Source organism: uncultured Sphingomonas sp. (assembly GCF_964235535.1).
Taxonomy (GTDB): domain Bacteria; phylum Pseudomonadota; class Alphaproteobacteria; order Sphingomonadales; family Sphingomonadaceae; genus Sphingomonas.
The window spans coordinates 17785-37364 of record NZ_CAXSBH010000023.1; the positions used below are offsets into that span (position 1 = coordinate 17785).

Consider the following 19580-nt stretch of genomic DNA (forward strand, 5'->3'; position numbering starts at 1 on the left):
TCGCCACCTCGCTCAGCGCCTGCGCCGGAGCGACAGCGTCGGCACCTCACCGCTGGTGTCGAGCGCCGCGCCGCGCCCCGACAGCGACGGGTTGGTCATGAAATAGCGGTGGAGGTTGAACGGCCGGTCGCCCGGCTCGACGCGGGTATAGTCGCCGTCGGGGCCGAGCACCCAGCTCTGCTCGTTATCGAGGAGGTTGGCGACCATCACCTGGTCGAGGATCTGGTCGTGGACCGTCTCGTTGACGATCGGCAGCATGTATTCGACGCGTCGGTCGAAATTGCGCGGCATCCAGTCAGCCGACGAGATGAACACCTTCGCGCCGTCGCCCGGCAGCCCCTCTCCGTTCCCGAACGCCCAGATGCGGCTATGCTCCAGGAACCGCCCGACGATCGACTTGACGTGGATGCGGTCGGACATGCCGGGCACCCCGGGACGCAAGCAGCATATGCCGCGCACGATCAGGTCGATGTCCACCCCGGCCCCGCTCGCCTCGTATAATTTCTCGATCAGCTCGGGATCGACGAGCGAGTTGACCTTGACCCAGATCGCGGCGGGCCTCCCCGCGCGGGCGTGGGCGATCTCCGCGTCGATCAGCTCGCCCAGGCGCGGGCGCAGGTCACGCGGCGACAGCGCGAGGCGGTGGAGAGCGCGCGGCTCGACATAGCCGGTGATGTAATTGAACATCTGCGCCGCGTCCTGCCCCAGGTCGGGGTCGGCGGTGAAGAAGCTCAGGTCGGTATAGATGCGCGCGGTGACGGGGTGGTAGTTGCCCGTGCCGAAATGGCAGTAGCTGCGGAACTCGCCGCCCTCGCGCCGGACGACCATCGACACCTTGGCATGCGTCTTCCAATCGATGAAGCCGTACACGACCTGGACGCCCGCGCGCTCCAGCGCCGACGCCCAGTATAGATTCTGTTCCTCGTCGAAGCGTGCCTTCAGCTCGACGATCGCGGTCACGGACTTGCCCGCCTCGGCCGCGGCGATCAGCGCGTTGATGATCGCCGACTGCTTGCCCGCGCGGTAGAGCGTCTGCTTGATCGCGACCACGTCCGGGTCGACCGCCGCCTGCTTCAGGAAAGCGATCACCACCTCGAACGTCTCGTAGGGGTGGTGGACCAGGATGTCCTTGGACCGGATCGCCGCGAAGCAGTCCCCGCCGAACTCGCGGATGCGCTCGGGAAGACGCGGCGCGAAGGCGGGCCATTTCAGGTCGGGGCGATCTTCCTCGACCAGCGCGTCGAGGTCGTTCAGCCCCAGGAACGATCCCGACTCGGTGACGATCGCACCGCCCGCGCCCAGCTCGCCCTTCAGGATCGCCGCGAGCTCGTCGGGGATGCCGGTCTCCAGCTCCAGCCGGATGACGCGACCGCGGCGGCGGCGCTTGATGGCGTTGGCGAAGTACTGGACCAAATCCTCCGCCTCTTCCTCGATCTCGATGTCGCTGTCGCGCAGCACCCGGAGCTCGGCCGCGCCGCGCACCTGGTATCCGGGAAACAGCAGCGCGGAAAACCGTTTCACCAGCGACTCGATGGCGACATAGCGCGCGGGCTCGCCCGGCAAACGGACCAGGCGGGGCATCGTCGCGGGCAGCATGACGAGCTCGTGGATCGGCTCGCCGTCCGAGTCGCGAATCAGGTCGAAGATCACCGCCAGCCCGCGGTTGGGCATGAACGGGAACGGGTGCGCGGGGTCGAGCGCCTGGGGCGTCAGGATGGGGAAGATTTGCCGCAGGAAATGCTGCTGGAGCCACTCCGCCGCCTCGTCGTCGATCTGGCGGCTGCCCAGCACCTGTATCGCCGACTCGCCCAGCTCGCGCCGCAGGTCGCGCCAGACCGTTTGCTGCGACGCCATCAGCGCGTCGGCCTCGGCGATGATCGCGGACAGCTGCTGCGCCGGGGTCATGCCGTCGGCGGACAGACGCTCCACGTCCTGCAGCTGCTGCCCCTTCAGCCCCGCCACGCGGACCATGAAGAACTCGTCGAGGTTGGAGCCCGAGATCGACAGGAACCGCACCCGCTCGAGCAACGGATGCGCGCGGTTGGACGCCTCCTCCAGTACGCGGCGGTTGAAGGCGAGCCAGGACAGCTCGCGGTTGAAATACCGGCCCGCCGGGGCGGCGGCGAAGGGATCGTCGTCGGCGTCGGCCAAGCGGCTTATGTGCGCAGGTCGGTTCATGAGGGGTCTGGCTCCGCCGGGTCGAGCAGCCCGGCCTCGTGTAACGTGGCGCGTGCGAAGGGAATGGACAGCCCGCGCCGCCGTTCCATGGCGCGCGCGTCGAGCGCGTCCACGGTCCGCATCGCGGCCAGGTGGCTCCGCTCGATCCGCGTCGCCAGCCAGTCGACCAGATCGGGCCGCGCGTCCAGCCCCCGGCGGGCGAGCTGCCGCTCCAGCAACGCCCGGAACAGCCGGTCATCGGGCGTGCCGATCTCCGCGACGGGGCTGGCCGCGAGCCGCGACCGGAGGTCGGGAAGGCGCAGGCCCCATTCGGTGTGCGGCCGTTCGGCGACGAGCAGCAACGGGGTCGCCGCCTCCTGCGCGCGGTTCCAGGCGTGGAACAGATCGATCTCGGGCAGGCGCTCGGCGTCGTCGACGATCGCGCCGCCGCTCCTCCCTCCGAAAATGCGCGCGAGCAGGCTGCGGCCGGATTTGCGCGGGCCGATCAGGAGCGCGGTGCGGACCGGCCATTCCTCGGGCCGCTCCAGCCGGCGCACCGCCCGCTCGTTCGACGGGCCGACCAGGAACGCATCGTCGCGGGGGTCGGCCGGCCAGGCGAGCGGCAAGGCGAGCTGGCTCATTCCGGCGGCGGCGGGGGCGGAAGCGGTTGCGCCTGGACGGGCGGCTGCGGGGCGCGCGCCGCGCGGCTGATGCGCAGCGACTGACCGCCGCCCGATACCTGGAATCCGCGCGCCTGCAGCGACGCGGCCAGCGCGGCGGGATCGCCGTCATAAGCGACCCGCATCAGCGACACGCCGCCGAGCGCCAGGCTGGTCGTCGCGGCCGACCGTACGCCGACGATGCCGCGCACGGCCGCCTCGATGGCGGTGACCGCGCCCGCGTCGGGCGTCTCGAACTGCACCGTGACCGCGACGATCGCTCCCACCGGAGCCGAGCCGTCGGCGGAGAGCGAGCGTATCTCCGCGTCGGTTGTCGGGGTCGATACCGGCGCCGGAGTTGGCGGCGGGAGCAGCGTGGGATCGGCGCGGAGCACGCCGGCGCGGAACGCGCCCTGGTAAAGCTGGTCGACCCGCGCGACGCCCACATCCATCAGCTGCGGCAGCCCCGCCTCGCTCCCGACCCGCAGCGAGAAGCCGCCCAGATACTGGTTGTCGGGGCCCCACCGTGCCTGGAACGCGCCGACCACGGGGCCGCCGGGATATTGGCGGAACAGCCGCACCACCGGAATCACGACGTCCGATGCGCCGTACTGGTCGATCACCGCGCGCCACCAGCGCCGCCCGGGGCGGCTCACCTGGCCGGCGTTCAGCAGCAGCGGATCGGCGCCCGTGCCCGCGGGCCGGACGTAATCGACGGTACTGTTGCCGGTACGGTAGCGCGCCCAGGCCTGCTGCCACTGCGTCCGCGCCTCGAACACCTGACCGACACCGCCCGAATATTGGACGGGGATGACGAGCATCGGCGCGGACCGCGTCGATCCCGTGGCGATGCCGAGCAGCGACCCGACGCGGCCCCGGTCGAACAGCACGCCGAGCCGCGCGACATAGCGCGTCGGGCCGATCTGCTCGCGCTCCACCACGATCGCCGAGACGAGCTGGTCGAGCGTTCCGTCCGACACCGCCGCGCCGCCCGCCCCCAGGCGGCTCGACAGCTGCGTCCACGCCTTGCGCTGCGCCACGCGCCAACCGCCATAGCGGGCCGCGTCGGGCGTCTTGGCGACGACATCGACCGCGATCCCCGCCACCTCGAGGTCGCCCGAACTGTCGATCGGCGCGACGCCGCGGTCCCCGCCCTCGATTTGGGCGCCGGCCCCGGCGGACAGGAGGAGTGCGGCCGCCGCGGCGAGACGGAGCGGCGTCGAGCGGGGCTGATCCATGATGTCGCGCCTTTTGGCGAAGCGGACGTGGAAATCCAAGCGCGTTCTCGGTAGGCGGTCGGACCATGAGCGGAAACGAACCCTATACCTATGCCGATGCGGGTGTCTCGATCGCCGCAGGCAATGCGCTGGTGCGCGCGATCGGGCCGCTCGCGCGCGCGACGCGTCGGCCCGGTGCGGACGCCGAGCTTGGCGGGTTTGGCGGGCTATTCGACCTCCGCGCGGCGGGGTTCCACGATCCGCTGCTCGTCGCCGCGAATGACGGGGTCGGCACCAAGCTCAAGCTCGCGACCGAGTGGGACCGCCATGCGGGCGTCGGCATCGACCTGGTAGCGATGTGCGCCAACGACCTGATCGTCCAGGGCGCCGAGCCGCTGTTCTTCCTCGATTATTACGCCTGCGGCAAGCTCGACCCGGCCGTCGCCGAGCAGGTGGTCGCCTCGATCGCGGAGGGCTGCCGCCAGGCCAGCTGCGCGCTTATCGGCGGCGAGACGGCCGAGATGCCGGGCATGTACGCCGAGGGCGACTACGACTTGGCGGGCTTTTGCGTGGGCGCGGTTGAGCGCGACCGGCTGCTGACCGGCGACCGGATCGCGCCGGGCGACGCGGTCCTGGGGCTCGCCTCGTCGGGGGTGCATTCGAACGGCTTCTCGCTCGTCCGGCGGCTCGCGGCGGACCGGGGCTGGAAGCTCGGGCGTCCCTCGCCGGTCGACCAGGACCACCTGCTGATCGACACGCTACTCGCGCCGACGCGGATCTATGTCGCCAGCCTGCTCCCGCTGCTGCGCGAAGGTCGGATCAGGGGCCTGGCGCACATCACCGGCGGCGGCCTGCTCGAAAACGTGCCCCGCGTGCTGCCCGGCGGGACGCATGCGGTCATCGACGCGGACGCCTGGCCGCAGCCCCGGCTGATGGCGTTCCTCCAGGCGCAGGGCGCGATCGAGCCGCAGGAGTTCGCGCGCACCTTCAATTGCGGGATCGGCATGGCCGTGATCGTCGGCGCGGACGAGGCCGATGCGGTCGCGGCCGCGCTCACGGCGGCGGGCGAAACGGTGTACCCCATCGGCCGCATCGAGGCGGGCCCGCGCGGCTGCACCGTACGCGGCTCCGCCGACACCTGGAGCGCCCGCGCCGACTGGACCGTCACGCATGCGGCGTGATCGGTGAGGCGCGTCGGCGTCCTCCTGTCCGGCCGCGGATCGAACATGATCGCGCTCGTCGAGCAGGCACGCGGCTACGATGTCGTCCTGGTCGCCTCCGACAAGCCCGACGCGCCCGGCCTCGCCTGGGCGGCGGAGCACGGGCTGCCGACCTTCGCGCTCTCGCCGCGCGGCATCGGCAAGCCCGCCTACGAGGCCGCACTCGACGGCGCGCTCCGGGAGGCCGAAGTCGAGGTGATCGCGCTGGCGGGCTATATGCGCCTTTTGTCCGACGCGTTCGTGGCCAGGTGGCGCGGGCGGATCGTCAACATCCACCCCTCGCTGCTGCCCGCCTATAAGGGCCTCGACACCCACGCCCGCGCCATCGCCGCGGGAGACGCCCGAGCGGGCTGCTCGGTCCACCTCGTCACCGAGGAGCTCGACGGCGGCCAGGTGCTCGGCCAAGCCGAGGTGCCGATCCTGCCCGGCGACACCCCCGACACCCTCGCCGCCCGAGTGCTGACCGCCGAGCACCGGCTCTATCCCTGCATCCTTTCGGAGTTCGTGAGGCGATGACTGATCTCCTGACCCTGGTCCGCGACGTCGCGATGCAGCTTCCGGGCGCACAGGAGCGGGTGGTCGAGGGCGGGGCCGAGTTCCTGGTCGAGGGTAACCCCTTCGCGCGCGTGATCGGCGGCGCGCTGTCGGTGCCGAGCGGCGGGGATGGCTGGGCCGAGCCGAAGCACGGGGACGACGCCGACCAAACCTTGATCGAGGACGCCGTCGCGCGAAGCTGGGAACTAACCGCCCCCGCCGGACTGCTGGAGGCGGGCGGACGATGAGCGAGGAGACGCGACGGAGGCGGCGCTGGCTAAACCTCGCCGAGTTCGTCGCGATCGCCGGTCTTCTGATCGCCGCGCTAGGCGCCTGGAGCAGCTGGTCCGAACGCCGCGACGCCGCGACCGAGAAGCGGGCGGCGGCGGTGGGGGAGGCGAAGGGCCGCGCCCGCTTCGAGCTGCGGGCCGAAGTGGTCCGGAATGGTCGAGAGGTCAGACTGAGCGATCCCCGCCACGAAATACAGGACGTGACGATCGCCTTTCCCGGCACGCTGGGGATCACCGACCGCCGCCCCGCCATGACGCGGATCGAGCTCGACTGGTTCGACCGTGCGTTGCTGAAAGCGACTGACGGAGCCGCGGACGAGCGGGAGGGCCGCCTGCCCGTCCTAGTGACCGCCCGCTATCTCGATAGCGACGCCGTCCTGACCGCGTCGGCGATCCTCGACATAATTTGGCGGACCGAAGGTCGGGTGCTGGGCGGGCGTACGATCACGATAGAAGCCGCCCGCCTGCGTAAGCGTGGCGGGAGCCGGACGGAGATCGATGCGCTATGGGCGCGCGAGCTGGCCGCCTCCGCTAGATAGCGCGAGCGTAGACCGGATCGGCGAAGACGGCCGCGCCGACCTGGAACCTGCGCTCGCCCACGATCCGGAAGCCGTGCCGCTCGTAGAACGCCCGCGCGCGCACGTTCCCCGGATGCACCCCCAGCGCGAGCCGCGCCTTGCCCAGCCCACGCGCGTCCTCGACCGCGCGCTCCATCAGCGCCGCGCCCAGCCCCGATCCGTGCGCGGTCGTTAGGACGTAGATGCGGCGCAGCTCGATCGTCTCGGGGCCGAACGCGACCGGGAAATCGGGCGGGGTGAGCGCGGTGAAGCCGAGCGGGGCGGCCCCGTCAGGATGCTCGCTCAGCGTCAAGAGGTGGTCCGCGCTCGCGATCCACGCCCCGAAATACCCGGCCGAGCATTTCGTCGCGCAGTGAGCGAGCATGTCGTCCCGCGACACGATGCCCGCATAGGTCTCGAGGAACGTCGCCGCCGCGACCAGCGCGAGCGCGGCCTCGTCGCCCGCCCCCGCCCGCCGCAGCCGCCAGTCAACGGGGTTCATCGGGTTCCCCGATTGACTTTTCGCGCGGACGCAGTATCTGTCTGGGCGGTTTCGCCGTCCCGTCTGCTGGAATTGGACCAGGTGACGAGGGGATGGCTCTTGCGGACCCCGGCTGCGGCAAAGTGGCGGCGAAACCTTTTGAAATGAAATGCGGCAATGCATCGCGAGCGGCCTGTTCGATTTGCTTTCGAATCCAGTTATGTCCTGCTTGTTTTCCGTACATGGACAGGACCGTGTTCGGACTTCCATGGAGACCGGGAACAATTGGGACGACGACCGGGTCGCCTTGCGCGTCGCTGACTACTAGCACCACGACGAGGCTGTGATCTCGCTTGGCCGAGGGCACGACGGCGATTGGCTTTCCGACCAGCCGTGGCAGATCATGCCATACGGAGAGCGGAACCTCCGGATGATCGCGCCGGCATTGCGCGATTTTACCGGCCGCCATAGCCAAGTCGACGGGTCGCAGGCCTAGTTGTTGCAACAAAGGCGGCGTCGGTCCGAGCAGCACCATCGACTGCCGGGGCCGCTCGCCGCGGAAGATCGCGTCGATCACACGCGCCCAGCTGGTGAGCAGGCGATCGTCGTCGCGCATGGCGCCTTAGCCGACGATCTCGTCATCCCGGAAAAAGTATGCGATCTCGGTCGCCGCGTTCTCTTCGGAGTCCGACCCATGGACGGTGTTCGCCTCGATCGACTCCGCCAGTTCCCTGCGGATCGTGCCCGCGTCGGCGTTGGCCGGGTTGGTCGCGCCCATCACGTCGCGATTGCGCTTCACCGCATCCTCGCCCTCCAGCACCTGCACGACGACCGGCCCGGAGATCATGAAGCCTACGAGATCGCCGAAGAACGGCCGCTCGCGGTGGACGGCGTAGAAGCCTTCCGCCTGTTCGCGCGACAGCTGGACGCGCTTGCTCGCCACGACGCGCAGGCCCGCCTCCTCCAGCATCTTGACGACGGCCCCCGTCAGGTTGCGGCGCGTGGCGTCGGGCTTGATGATCGAAAAGGTTCTGGTCGCGGCCATGGCGGTCACGGGCTCCTGTATGCTGCAAAGCGGAAATCGCCCGAAGCCCTAGAATGGCGGACCGCCCCGCGCAACCGTCACGCCGCCTGCTCCCACCGGCCCGCCTCGTTCTGCTTCCAATAGCGGCGATCGACGTCGTCCGCCCCGGCCAGCCCCTTCCAGGCGACCCGCGCGTCGGCCACGCGCTCCTCGTCGAAGAACAGGAACGCCCGCTCGAAGCCGAGCGCCTCGTCGCGCCATCGCCCGTCGGCGAGCGCGACGTTGCGCGCCGCGTTGCCCGCCTCCGTACCTGCCGCGATCAGCACCGGCTGCGCGGCATCGTCGCCCGCGCCCGCGACCGCATGCGGCAGGAACCCGTCGCGGCTATATTCCCACAACAGCCGGTCGATCCCCTCGCGCCGCTGGGCGTCCGCGTCGACGATCAACAGCCGCCCGCCGCCCGCCACCACCTTCTCGGCGATCTGCGGCAGCACCCGGTCGAGCGGCTGGGCGGTCAGGTGATAGAAGTCGACCTGCATCTAAGCTCGCCCCTCTTCCGTCATCCCCGCGAAGGCGGGGACCCACCTCCGGCGTGCGGTCGAACAGCGTCCGGTCGCCGATGACGGCCCGGCCGGAGATGGGTCCCCGCCTTCGCGGGGATGACGGGACTTGATCGCCACCACGACACCTCAGCCCTCGAAATTGTCGGCCACGAACCGGTCGAGCACCCGCACGCCGTACCCGGTCGCGCCCTTGTCGTGCGTCGCGCCCGCCTTGTCCGACCAGACCATGCCCGCGATGTCGAGATGCGCCCAGCGTACGCCCTCATCGACGAAGCGCTGGACGAACTGCGCCGCCGTGATCGACCCCGCGCCCTTGCCGCCGATATTCTTCATGTCGGCGATCGGCGAATCGATCATCTTGTCGTAGGTCGCCGACAGCGGAAAGCGCCACAGCTTGTCGCCGGTCGCCAGTCCCGCCGCGAGCAGCTGATCGGCCAGCGCGTCCTCGTTGGCGAACACGCCGCCATATTCGTTGCCCAGGCTGACGATCATCGCGCCCGTCAGCGTGGCGAGGTCGACGATCGTCCCCGGCCGATGCGTCCGCTGCACCCAGGTGATCACGTCGCCCAGCACCAGCCGCCCCTCGGCATCGGTATTCAGGATCTCGATCGTCTGCCCGGACATCGACGTCACCACATCGCCCGGCCGTGAGGCCGCGCCATCGGGCATGTTCTCGACCAGCCCGCACACGCCGATCACGTTCGCGCGCGCGCGGCGGGTCGCCAGCGCCTTCATCGCGCCGACGACCGCGCCCGCGCCGCCCATGTCCCACTTCATGTCCTCCATGCCCGGCCCGGGCTTGAGCGAGATGCCGCCCGTATCGAACGTCACTCCCTTGCCCACCAGCGCCAGCGCGGGATCGCCCTCCCCCGCGCCGCTCCATTTCAGCGCGAGCACCCGCGCCTCGCGCACCGAACCCTGGCTGACCGCGAGCAGCGCGCCCATGCCGAGTTCGGTCATCGCCGCCTCGTCCAGCACGCTGATCTCGAGCCCAAGCCCCTCGACGTCGGCGCGGACGCGCTCCACGAAGGTCTCGGGATACAGCACGTTGGGCGGCTCGGTCACGAGGCCCCGCGTCAGCTCCAGCCCGGCCGTCACCGCCGCTTCGTGCGCCCAGGCGTCCTCCGTCCCGTTCGGCGCGCCCGCAATCGTCACGGCCTCCAGCGTCGACTTGGACTTGTCGGGCAGCTTGGTGCGGTAGACGTTGTGGTGCCACCCGCGCCGCACGATCGCCGCCGCGAAGCGCGCGGCCGCCTTGGCCGTGGCCGAGCTCCCCGACAGATCGACCGCGACCTCGGTGACGCCCGACGCCCCGAAGCGCGCGGTGATCGCGCCGCCCGCCTTTTCCCAATCGGGCTCGTCCCCGCCGCCGACGCCCAACAGCACCAGGCGGCGCACCGGCTCGCCCGCATACAGCTCCAGCATCGCGCCGGCCTCGCCCGTGAACCGGTCCGCCGCCGCCGCGCCCAGCGCGAGCGCGCGGAAGGTCTGATGCGCGCTCCACTCCACCCGGTCGATCCCGTCCTTCTCGACGGGCAGGATCATCACGACGGCGTCGGCGGGAAGGGTCGGCTGGAACCGGATGGCGATGGACACGGGTGCTGGGGCCTCGTCGTTGAGTGATCGCCCACCCCCTAGGCCAGCCCGCCGCCCCCGCAAAGCGCGCGATTGCGGTGGGGCGGTTCGGATGCGATAGGCGACGGGTCCGAGCCGGCCGTCCAGGGCGTGCGCCCGGGAGCAGGTGAAGGGTCGAAACTCCTGTCCGTATCGCGTTCCCATCTGTTGGCGGGTGCCGTGCTCGCCTGCGCACTGTGCTGGGCAGGGTCCGGGTCCGCGCAGGACCTCCAGGACCGGCCGGGGGCTCCGCCACCTCCGATCGACGCGCCCGCCACACCTGACGCGCCCGCCCCGGAAACGCCCGCCGCCGACCAGGTCCGCTTCAGCGCCGGCGAGATCGAATATGATATCGAGGGCGAGATCGTCACCGCGACCGGCGAGGTCCGCATGACGCGCGAGGGCGAACGGCTCCGCGCCGACCGCGTCACCTGGAACCGCACCACCGGCCAAGTCGTCGCGACCGGCGGCGTCGCGGTCGCCAACCCCGCGGGCGACGTGGCGTACGGCGATTCGATCGAGCTCACCGACACGCTCAAGGACGGGGTGGTCGACAATCTGCTCGTCGTCCTCGAACAGGGCGGTCGCCTGGCCGCGGACAAGGGCGTGCGTCAGGAGAGCGGAACCTACCTGCTCGACCGCGCCGCCTACACCCCGTGCGCGGTGATCGATGCGGAGGGCTGTCCCAAGGAGCCGTCCTGGAAGGTCACCGCCGCCCGGATCGCCTACCGACCGGACCGTTCGCGCGTTTATTTCACCCGGCCGGGCTTCCACCTGTTCGGCCTGCCCGTCCTCCCGCTCCCCAGCTTTTCGACGGCGGTCGGCGGCGGCAGCGACAACGGCTTCCTCGCCCCCGATTTCGGCTACAACCGGGCCAACGGCGTCAACGTCACCACGCCCTATTACTTCCGGCTCGCGCCCAACCGCGGGCTGCTCGTCGCGCCGACCGTCTTCTCCAGCGTCCTGCCGATGCTGCGCGCCGAGTACCGGCAGCTGGACAGCAGCGGCGCGTTCCGCATCGGCGGCTACGTCACCGCCAGCCGCCGCTCGGACGACCTGACGGTGCAGCGGCCGGGCGACACCAGCATGGGCGTGCGCGGCTACCTGGACGGGCTCGCGCGCTACCAGCTCTCGCCCGAATGGTCCGCCAGCGGATCGCTCCGCGTCACCACCGACCGCACCTTCCTGCGCCGCTACGACATATCGCGCGACGACCGGCTGCGCAGCACCGCGCGGGTCGAGCGGATTGACCCGAACAGCTACCTGTCGATCACCGGCTGGGCGGTTCAGACGCTGCGCGTGAACGACCGCCAGGGCTTCCAGCCGATCGCGCTTCCCGAGATCGACTACCGCCGCCGGTTCGAGGACGGGCTGACCGGCGGGCGGTTCGAGGCGCAGCTGAACACGCTCGCGCTGACCCGCACCGACGGTCAGGACACGCAGCGCGCCTTCGCCTCGCTGCGGTGGGACCTGCGGCGGCTGACGACATTGGGCCAGGAGGTGACCCTCACCGCCTACGCCCGCGCCGACGCCTACAACACGAACGACATCCTCTCGACCGCGGTCCAGAGCTACCGGGGGAGCGACGGCTTTAGCCACCGCGCGATCGGCGCGCTGGCGGCCGACGTGCGCTGGCCGTTCGTCGGACCCTTGTGGGGCGGCACGCAGCGGCTGATCCCGCGCCTGCAGATCGTCGCCTCGCCTCGCCTCGCCAATCTGTCGATCCCCAACGAGGACTCGCGCGCGGTCGATCTGGAGGATTCGAACCTGTTCTCGCTCAACCGCTTTCCCGGCTACGACCGGTTCGAGGATTCGCCGCGCGCCACCTACGGCGTACAATGGATCGCCGACCTGCCGGGCCTCTCGATCGACACTTTGGTGGGCCAGAGCTACCGGCTGACCCGGCGGGAAAGCATCTTCTTCGACGGTACCGGGCTCAGCGACCGCTTCTCCGACTATGTCGGCCGCACGGAGGTTCGCTTCCGCGATTTCGTGTCTCTCACCCACCGCTTTCGCCTCGACCATGACGGCTTCGGCGTCCGCCGCAACGAGGTCGACGCGACGGTCGGCACCAGGGCGACCTACGCGCTGCTCGGCTATATCCGCCTCAACCGCGACATCGCGCCCCTGACCGAGGATTTGCAGGACCGCGAGGAGGTGCGCGTCGCGGGCCGCGTCCAGATCGCGCGCTTCTGGTCCGCCTTCGGCTCGGCAGTCGTCGACCTGACCGACCGCGACGAGGACTCGCTGTCGGTCGCCGACGGCTTCGACCCGATCCGCCACCGCCTCGGCGTCGAATATGAGGACGACTGCTTGCGTCTCGGCTTCACCTGGCGCCGCAACTACCGCGCCACCGGCGACGCGCGCGCGGGCAACAGCTTCCTGTTGACGCTGGCGTTGACCAATCTGGGCCGCTAAGCCTCCGTTCAGCGACAAGGAGGCAGGGCGCGGGGGCGGTCGGGAGCTCCCGCTGCAAACCCGGCGATGGTGAGTATAGATGACGGACATGAAGCGATATTCCGGCACGGCGCGCGCCGCTTGCGCGATCGGCCTAGCTCTCCTGACCGGCGCGGGTGTTGCCCAAACCGTACCCGACCGCAGCGTGCCCGACACGGGCGGGCTCAACATCCCCGCCAACCTCCAGATCTTCGGCAAGGTCGACCCTAACGTCCGCAAGGCGACCGCGATCGTGAACGAGGCGGTGATTACCGGCACCGACGTGGACCAGCGCGTGGCGCTGATCGGCGCGGCCAACAGCGTCAAGATCGAGGGTGACGAGCGCGAGCGCCTGAAGCTCCAGGTGCTGCGCCAGCTGATCGACGAGACGCTCCAGATCCAGGAAGCCAAGACCAAGGACATCACCGTCACGCCCGCCGAACTCAACCAGAGCTTCGACCGCGTCGCGACCAACTTCAAGCAGCAGCCCGCGGGCTTCCGCGAGTATCTGCGCAACTCGGGCTCGTCCGAGCGCTCGCTCCGCCGCCAGATCGAGGGCGAGCTGGCCTGGCAGCGTTACCTGCGCCGTCAGGTCGAACCGTTCGTCAATGTCGGCGACGAGGAGGTGAAATCGATCCTCGACCGGCTGGAGGCGTCCAAGGGCACGACCGAATACAATCTCAAGGAGATCTACCTCGCCACCCCGCCCGAGCGTGCCGCGGAAGGGGAGGCCAACGCCCGGCGCATCATCGGTGAGATCCAAAAGGCGGCGCAGCCGTTCGAGTATTATGCGCGCAGCTTCTCCGAGGCGTCGACGCGCGCCGTCGGCGGCGATCTGGGCTGGGTGCGCGCCGACCAGCTCCCCGCTGAGCTGGCGCGGGCGGCCGCCGAGATGCAGCCCGGCCAGGTCGCCGGGCCGATTGCGGTGCCGGGCGGCGTGTCGATCCTGTTCTTGGGCGATCGCCGTCAGATCCTGACCGCCGACCCCCGAGACTCCAAGCTCAGCCTCAAGCAGCTGACCGTCCGCTTTCCCGCGAACACCAATCAGGCGGAGGCGACCAAGCGCGCCGCCGCCTTTGCCACGGCGACGCAGGCCCTGCGCGGCTGCGGCACCGTCGATCAGGTCGCGGCGACGCTCAACGCCGAGGTCGTCGACAACGACACGGTGCGAGTACGCGACCTGCCGCCGCAGCTCCAGGACATCATGCTCAAGCTCCAGGTCGGGCAGTCGACGCCGCCCTTCGGCTCCCCGGAGGAGGGCGTGCGCGCGCTCGTGTTGTGTGGCCGCGATGACCCGACCACCGGCCAGCTGCCGCGCGCCGACCAGATCCAGAACCAGCTCGAACAGACGCGTGTGAACCTGCGCGCGACGCAGAAGCTGCGCGACCTCCGGCGCGACGCGGTGGTCGAATATCGCTGAGACGCCCGCCTGCTTGCCGCTGCCACCTTCGCCGCTGGTCGTCGCGATGGGCGACCCAGCGGGCGTCGGTCCGGAGATCGTGGCCAAGGCGTGGGACGCGCGTAGCGAGCGGGCGCTGCCCCCCTTCGTCGCGGTCGGCGATCCGCGCGCGGTCGAGCGGGTCTGGCGCGGCCCGGTCGCGATCGTCCGCGACCTGAACGAGGCGCTGACCGTGTTCGACCGCGCTCTGCCCGTGCTGGCGATCACCAACGCCGACGAGATCACGCCGGGCGTCCCCGACATCGAGGGTGCGCGGTGCGCGCTCGCCTCGCTTGAGACCGCCGCCGGGCTCGCCCAGTCGGGGGCCGCGCGCGCGCTGGTAACCGCCCCGGTATCGAAGGCGCAGCTCTATGCGATCGGCTTCACCCATCCCGGCCAGACCGAATTCGTCGCCGAACGCTGCGGCGTGTCGGCCGACAACGCGGTCATGATGCTCGTCGGGCCGACCTTACGCGTCGTGCCGATCACCACGCACATCGCGCTCGCGCAGGTGCCGGGCAGCCTGTCGGTCGACCTCGTCCTCGCCAAGGCGCGCGCGGCGGTCCGCGGCCTGCGCAAGAATTTTGGGCTAGCCCAGCCGCGCCTCGCCTTCGCCGGCCTCAACCCCCACGCCGGCGAGGGCGGCGCGCTAGGCCGCGAGGAGATCGACATACTCGAACCCGCGATCGCGCTCCTCCAGGCCGAGGGGATCGACGCGGTCGGCCCGCTCGCCGCCGACACCATGTTCCACCCCCGCGCGCGCGAACGCTACGACGCGGCGATGTGCTGCTACCACGACCAGGCGCTCGTACCGCTCAAGACGCTGCATTTCGACGAGGGCGTGAACTTCACCCTCGGCCTGCCGATCGTGCGCACCAGCCCCGACCACGGCACCGCCTTTCCTATCGCCGGCCGCGACGCCGCCAATCCCGGCGCGATGATCGCCGCGATCGCGATGGCGCACGCCGCCGCCGAGCGGCGCTTCGCGGCCGCACTGAACGCGTGACCGCCCTCCCCCCGCTGCGCGAGGTCGTCGCGCGGCATGGGCTCCAGGCGTCCAAGGCGCTGGGACAGAACTTCCTGTTCGACGGCCAGCTCCTCGCCCGCATCGCCGCCGTCCCCGGCGACCTGGAGGATGCCGAGGTGCTGGAGATCGGCCCCGGCCCCGGCGGCCTCACCCGCGCGCTGCTCGCCGCCGGCGCGCGCGTCACCGCGATCGAGCGCGACCGCCGCTGCATCCCCGCGCTCGCCGAACTCGCCGACGCCTATCCCGGTCGCCTGCGCGTCATCGAAGGCGACGCGCTCGCGATCGACGCGCCCGCGCTGTTCGAGGGAACGCCGCACATCGTCGCCAACCTCCCCTACAACATCGGCACCGCGCTCCTCGTCGGCTGGCTGACGGGGCCGTGGCCCCCCTGGTGGCGCTCGCTCACCCTCATGTTCCAGCGCGAGGTCGCCGAGCGCATCGTCGCCGCCGTCGACACCGACCATTACGGCCGCCTGGCCGTGCTCGCCCAGTGGCGCGCCACCGCGCGGATCGCGATGCCCGTCCACCGCTCCGCCTTCACGCCCCCGCCCAAGGTCATGTCGGCCGTCGTCCACCTTCTACCCACCCCCGCACCCGCCGGACTCGACCCGCCCCTCCTCGAACGCCTCACCGCCGCCGCCTTCGGCCAGCGCCGCAAGATGCTCCGCCAGTCGCTCAAAGGCGTACCCGGCGCGCTCGAGGCGCTGGAAATACTCGGCATCGAGACCACCCGCCGCGCCGAGACCCTACCCGTCACCGACTGGATCGCCGTAGCCCAGGCGATGAAGGGGTAGGACGAGACCCCCCCCCGTTCGCCCTGAGCTTGTCGAAGGGTCGTTCTCCATGCGACGGATATGAAGAACAACGACCCTTCGACAAGCTCAGCGCGAACGGACAAGGTTATCTAGGGATTGCCCTCGGTCTTGGGCGTCGGCGGCACGACGGCGGCGGTCGTGACCGGCGGCCCCCTGGCGATCACGCCCGTCAGTTGCACCGCGTCGGGGCAGCTGCCCTTGCACAGCGTCCTGATCCGCGCGAGGTTGTCGCGCGCCCTGGCGACCGCGCCCTTCTTGACCAGCGCCTCGCCCTGCCCGCGCAGCGCGGCCACGTCGTTGGGTTCCAGCAGCAACGCCTCGCGGTACAACCGGATCGCCTTGCCCGGCAGGTCACGCTGATCCGCCACCTGCGCCAGCAGCAGGAACCCCGCCCGGTTGCGCGGGTCCACCGTCACAGCCGTCTCGAGCAGGTCGGTCGCGCCCTCCAGGTTCCCCGCCGCCCGCGCCGCGCGCGCCTGCGCCACCAGCGCGACCGAGCGCGCGTCGATCTCGTCGTCGGGCCGCTGTCCGCTCAGCGACGTGGACAGCGACGCGGCCGTCAGCGCGGCGGCGATGGCGAGGGAAGTCACACGCATGATCCACTCCGGTCCGGACACGAACGCTCGGCTAGCATGGCCGTTTCAGGCGTGCGACGAAAAAACCGTCGGTCCCGTCATGCGCGGGCGTCAGCCGCAGCCCCAGCCCATGTGCCCGCCCGAACCCGACGCTCGGCCGCTCCGCCGTCCAGCCCGGATGCGCCGCCAGGAACGTCGCCACCTGCCCGCGCCCTTCCCCGTCGAGCAGCGAGCAGACCACATGCACCAACGCCCCGCCCGGCCGCACCAGCTCGGCCGCGACCTCCAGCAGATGCGCCTGCAACGCGACGAGCCGCTCGAGCCGCTCGGGGGTCAGCCGCCACCGCGCCTCCGGATTGCGCCGCCACGTTCCCGTCCCCGAACACGGCGCGTCGACCAGCACGACGTCCGCCGCGCCCCGCCACTCGGGCAGCATCTCCATCTCGCGATTGGGGTTCAGCAACCGCGTCTCCACGATCGTCACCCCCGCCCGCTCCGCCCGCGGCGGCAGCCGCTGAAGCCGCCCGCGATCGGTGTCGCACGCCAGGACCGTGCCCTCGCCCGCCATCATCGCCGCGAGCGCGAGCGTCTTGCCGCCCCCGCCCGCGCACAAATCGACGACCCGCTCCCCCGGGCACGCCAGCGTGGCGAGCGTGACCGCCTGGCTCCCCGCGTCCTGCACCTCGACCAGCCCCGAAAGCGCCGCGACATCCGTCCCCGCCGGCAAGCGCAGCGCATCGGGCAAGCCCGCGACCGCCTCCGCCCCCTCCAGCCGCGTCGCGATCTCCGCCGGCTCGGCTCGCAGCCGGTTGACCCGCAAATCGAGCGGCGCTCGGTCGACCAGCGCGGGCAGCTCCCCCTCGTCGATCCCGCTCGCCCTGAGCAGCTCGGTCAGCCAAACCGGAGCCAGCCCCACCTCCGCCGCGCTCTCGTCCGCCCCGATCGGCTCGGGGCCATGCGCCGATCCGTCGAACGTCGCCGCCAGGCCCACGTCCTCGCCCGCCACCGCCAGCATCGCCGCGCGTCCGCCCGCCGGCCGCTCGCCGCACCGCCGCACCGCCCGGTACACCAGCTCGCGCACCGCCCGCCGGTCCTTCGATCCCGCATAACGCCGGTCCGCGAAATACCGCCCGATCAACGTATCCGCCGCCGCCCCGCCCTCGGCGGCGGCCGCGACGATCCGGTCCAGCAACTCGATCGCCGCCTGGGTGCGCGCAGGCGGTGTCATACCACCTTCTCCCTCTCCCCTTTGGGGAGAGGGTGCCGAGCGCAGCGAAGGCGGGAGAGGGACTGTTCAGAGCGCGGCCCTCTGAACAATCCCTCTCCCCGACCCTCTCCCCAAAGGGGAGAGGGAGAAGGCTCACTGCGTCGGATAATTGGGAGCCTCCCGAGTGATCGTCACGTCGTGCACATGGCTTTCCTTCAACCCCGCTCCCGTGATCTGCACGAACCGCGCCCGCTCGCGCAGGTCCTCCAGCGTCGCCGATCCCGTATAGCCCATCGCCGCCTTCACCCCTCCGACGAGCTGATGGATCACCTCGCGCGCCGGGCCCTTGAACGGCACCTGTCCTTCAATCCCCTCGGGCACCAGCTTCATCTGATCCTTGACGTCCTGCTGGAAATACCGGTCCGCCGATCCCTTCGCCATCGCCCCGACCGACCCCATGCCGCGGTACGCCTTGTATGCCCGCCCCTGATACAGGAACGTCTCGCCCGGCGCCTCCTCGGTCCCCGCCAGTAACGACCCGATCATCACGCAGGACGCGCCCGCCGCCAGCGCCTTGGCGACGTCGCCCGACGTGCGGATGCCGCCGTCCGCGATCACGGGTACGCCCGACCCCTGAGCGCCCTCCGCGCAGTCCATCACCGCCGTGAATTGCGGCACACCCACCCCCGCGACGACGCGCGTGGTGCAGATCGACCCCGGCCCGATCCCGACCTTGACCGCGTCCGCCCCCGCATCGATCAGCGCGCGCGTCGCGTCGGCGGTGGCGACGTTGCCCGCGACCACCTCGACCGCGTTCGACAGCTTCTTCACCCGCTCGACCGCGCGCGCGACATCGCGGTTGTGGCCGTGCGCAGTGTCGATCACGATCAGGTCGACGCCGGAATCGACCAGCGCCTCCGTCCGCTCGAACCCCGTGTCCCCGACCGTGGTGGCGGCGGCCACCCGCAGCCGCCCCGCCCCGTCCTTGGTCGCATTGGGATGCGCGACCGCTTTCTCGATGTCCTTGACCGTGATCAGCCCTACACAGCGATATTGCTCGTCGACCACCAACAGCTTCTCGATCCGCCGCTGATGGAGCAGCCGGCGCGCCTCCTCCTTGCCTACGTCCGCGGGCACCACCGCCAGGTTCTCGCGCGTCATCAGCTCGGCGACCGGCTGCAGCGGGTTCTCGGCGAAGCGCACATCGCGGTTGGTCAGGATCCCGACCAGCCGCCCGTCCGCCTCGACCACCGGCACGCCGCTGATCCGGTTGCCGGTCATCAGCGCCTGCGCCTCGGCCAGCGTCGCGGTCGGCGCGATCGTGATCGGGTTGACGACCATCCCCGACTCGAACCGCTTGACCTGGCGGACGGCGGCGACCTGCTGCTCGACGGTCAGATTGCGGTGGAGCACGCCGATGCCGCCAAGCTGCGCCATGACGATCGCCATCTGGCCCTCCGTCACCGTATCCATCGCCGCCGACAGCACGGGAATGTCGAGCGCGATTCCCCGCGTTACCCGCGTCCGCGTATCCGCCCCGCTCGGCAGCACCGCGGACGCCGCCGGATACAGCAGCACGTCGTCGAAGGTCAGGCCGAGCCGGATGTCCATGGGTCGCCGCGTCCAAGGGGGAGGGAGTGGCGGGCCATGTAACCACAAGGGCCGGGCTAAGCTAGCCCGGCCCTTGCGCCCCCGCGCAGGCGGGGCCCAGGGCGACAGGCGCTCCCCGTCGTGAGTGGCCCCTCCCTTGCCGTTCGCCCTGAGCT

At 70.8% G+C, this 19580-nt stretch carries 19 protein-coding genes; 8 read left to right on the forward strand and 11 right to left on the reverse strand.

Annotated features, from left to right (window positions below):
* Positions 1-12: 12 nt before the first annotated feature.
* Genes ACFE7F_RS08825 through ACFE7F_RS08835 form a run of 3 tightly spaced genes read right to left on the reverse strand, consistent with a single transcriptional unit; the run spans position 13 to position 4054 of the window.
* Positions 13-2178 (reverse strand): RNA degradosome polyphosphate kinase, encoded by a 2166-nt coding sequence (locus ACFE7F_RS08825; RefSeq protein ID WP_375403483.1) that lies wholly within the window; start codon positions 2176-2178, stop codon positions 13-15.
* Entirely contained in the window at positions 2175-2798 is a 624-nt protein-coding gene (locus ACFE7F_RS08830) for a chromosomal replication initiator DnaA (RefSeq protein WP_375403484.1), read from the reverse strand. The genes ACFE7F_RS08825 and ACFE7F_RS08830 overlap by 4 nt, the downstream gene beginning before the upstream one ends.
* Positions 2795-4054, reverse strand: a complete 1260-nt coding sequence (locus ACFE7F_RS08835) for a heavy-metal-associated domain-containing protein (protein WP_375403485.1) — start codon at positions 4052-4054, stop codon at positions 2795-2797. Before ACFE7F_RS08835 ends, ACFE7F_RS08830 begins: the two co-directional genes overlap by 4 nt.
* A 65-nt stretch (positions 4055-4119) precedes the next feature.
* On the opposite strand from ACFE7F_RS08835, the gene purM reads away from it, so the two are divergent.
* The 4 genes from purM to ACFE7F_RS08855 are packed head-to-tail and all read left to right on the forward strand — an operon-like array spanning position 4120 to position 6616.
* Complete coding sequence (purM, locus tag ACFE7F_RS08840; RefSeq protein WP_375403486.1) at positions 4120-5214, forward strand: phosphoribosylformylglycinamidine cyclo-ligase; 1095 nt, start codon at positions 4120-4122, stop codon at positions 5212-5214.
* Positions 5215-5217: 3 nt separating this feature from the next.
* Complete coding sequence (purN, locus tag ACFE7F_RS08845; protein WP_375403487.1) at positions 5218-5769, forward strand: phosphoribosylglycinamide formyltransferase; 552 nt, start codon at positions 5218-5220, stop codon at positions 5767-5769.
* Positions 5766-6035, forward strand: coding sequence for a hypothetical protein (locus tag ACFE7F_RS08850; RefSeq protein WP_375403488.1), 270 nt, complete (start codon positions 5766-5768; stop codon positions 6033-6035). Before purN ends, ACFE7F_RS08850 begins: the two co-directional genes overlap by 4 nt.
* The gene (locus ACFE7F_RS08855) at positions 6032-6616 is read left to right on the forward strand and encodes a hypothetical protein (protein WP_375403489.1); all 585 of its coding nucleotides are present in this window, start codon (positions 6032-6034) and stop codon (positions 6614-6616) included. The genes ACFE7F_RS08850 and ACFE7F_RS08855 overlap by 4 nt, the downstream gene beginning before the upstream one ends.
* Here ACFE7F_RS08855 and ACFE7F_RS08860 read toward each other — a convergent pair.
* The 5 genes from ACFE7F_RS08860 to ACFE7F_RS08880 all read right to left on the reverse strand — a co-directional run bounded on the left by ACFE7F_RS08860 (position 6609) and on the right by ACFE7F_RS08880 (position 10292).
* Positions 6609-7136, reverse strand: coding sequence for a GNAT family N-acetyltransferase (locus ACFE7F_RS08860; RefSeq protein WP_375403490.1), 528 nt, complete (start codon positions 7134-7136; stop codon positions 6609-6611). The genes ACFE7F_RS08855 and ACFE7F_RS08860 overlap by 8 nt on opposite strands.
* The gene (locus tag ACFE7F_RS08865; protein ID WP_375403491.1) at positions 7123-7731 is read right to left on the reverse strand and encodes a hypothetical protein; all 609 of its coding nucleotides are present in this window, start codon (positions 7729-7731) and stop codon (positions 7123-7125) included. The genes ACFE7F_RS08860 and ACFE7F_RS08865 overlap by 14 nt, the downstream gene beginning before the upstream one ends.
* Before the next feature lie 6 nt (positions 7732-7737).
* A complete protein-coding gene (gene ndk, locus ACFE7F_RS08870; RefSeq protein WP_375403492.1) occupies positions 7738-8160 on the reverse strand; it encodes a nucleoside-diphosphate kinase in 423 nt (140 codons plus the stop codon).
* 77 nt (positions 8161-8237) lie between these two features.
* Positions 8238-8678 (reverse strand): DNA polymerase III subunit chi, encoded by a 441-nt coding sequence (locus ACFE7F_RS08875; RefSeq protein ID WP_375403493.1) that lies wholly within the window; start codon positions 8676-8678, stop codon positions 8238-8240.
* 150 nt (positions 8679-8828) lie between these two features.
* Entirely contained in the window at positions 8829-10292 is a 1464-nt protein-coding gene (locus ACFE7F_RS08880; RefSeq protein ID WP_375403503.1) for a leucyl aminopeptidase, read from the reverse strand.
* A 189-nt stretch (positions 10293-10481) separates the two neighbouring features.
* Here ACFE7F_RS08880 and ACFE7F_RS08885 point away from each other — a divergent pair, with 189 nt between their 5' ends.
* The 4 genes from ACFE7F_RS08885 (at position 10482) to rsmA (ending at position 16011) form a co-directional block, all read left to right on the forward strand.
* Entirely contained in the window at positions 10482-12734 is a 2253-nt protein-coding gene (locus tag ACFE7F_RS08885; protein ID WP_375403504.1) for an LPS-assembly protein LptD, read from the forward strand.
* A 79-nt stretch (positions 12735-12813) separates the two neighbouring features.
* The gene (locus ACFE7F_RS08890) at positions 12814-14172 is read left to right on the forward strand and encodes a peptidylprolyl isomerase (RefSeq protein WP_375403494.1); all 1359 of its coding nucleotides are present in this window, start codon (positions 12814-12816) and stop codon (positions 14170-14172) included.
* Positions 14173-14185: 13 nt separating this feature from the next.
* The gene (gene pdxA / locus ACFE7F_RS08895; protein WP_375403495.1) at positions 14186-15196 is read left to right on the forward strand and encodes a 4-hydroxythreonine-4-phosphate dehydrogenase PdxA; all 1011 of its coding nucleotides are present in this window, start codon (positions 14186-14188) and stop codon (positions 15194-15196) included.
* Positions 15193-16011 carry a 16S rRNA (adenine(1518)-N(6)/adenine(1519)-N(6))-dimethyltransferase RsmA gene (rsmA, locus tag ACFE7F_RS08900; protein WP_375403496.1) on the forward strand — a complete coding sequence of 273 codons (819 nt, stop codon included), beginning with the start codon at positions 15193-15195 and terminating at the stop codon, positions 16009-16011. The genes pdxA and rsmA overlap by 4 nt, the downstream gene beginning before the upstream one ends.
* Positions 16012-16121: 110 nt before the next feature.
* Here the strand turns inward: rsmA and ACFE7F_RS08905 are convergent, their stop codons facing one another.
* The 3 genes from ACFE7F_RS08905 to guaB all read right to left on the reverse strand — a co-directional run bounded on the left by ACFE7F_RS08905 (position 16122) and on the right by guaB (position 19425).
* Entirely contained in the window at positions 16122-16628 is a 507-nt protein-coding gene (locus ACFE7F_RS08905) for a tetratricopeptide repeat protein (protein ID WP_375403497.1), read from the reverse strand.
* A 31-nt stretch (positions 16629-16659) separates the two neighbouring features.
* Entirely contained in the window at positions 16660-17835 is a 1176-nt protein-coding gene (locus ACFE7F_RS08910; protein WP_375403498.1) for an RsmB/NOP family class I SAM-dependent RNA methyltransferase, read from the reverse strand.
* 132 nt (positions 17836-17967) lie between these two features.
* A complete protein-coding gene (guaB, locus tag ACFE7F_RS08915) occupies positions 17968-19425 on the reverse strand; it encodes an IMP dehydrogenase (protein ID WP_375403499.1) in 1458 nt (485 codons plus the stop codon).
* Positions 19426-19580 lie beyond the last annotated feature (155 nt).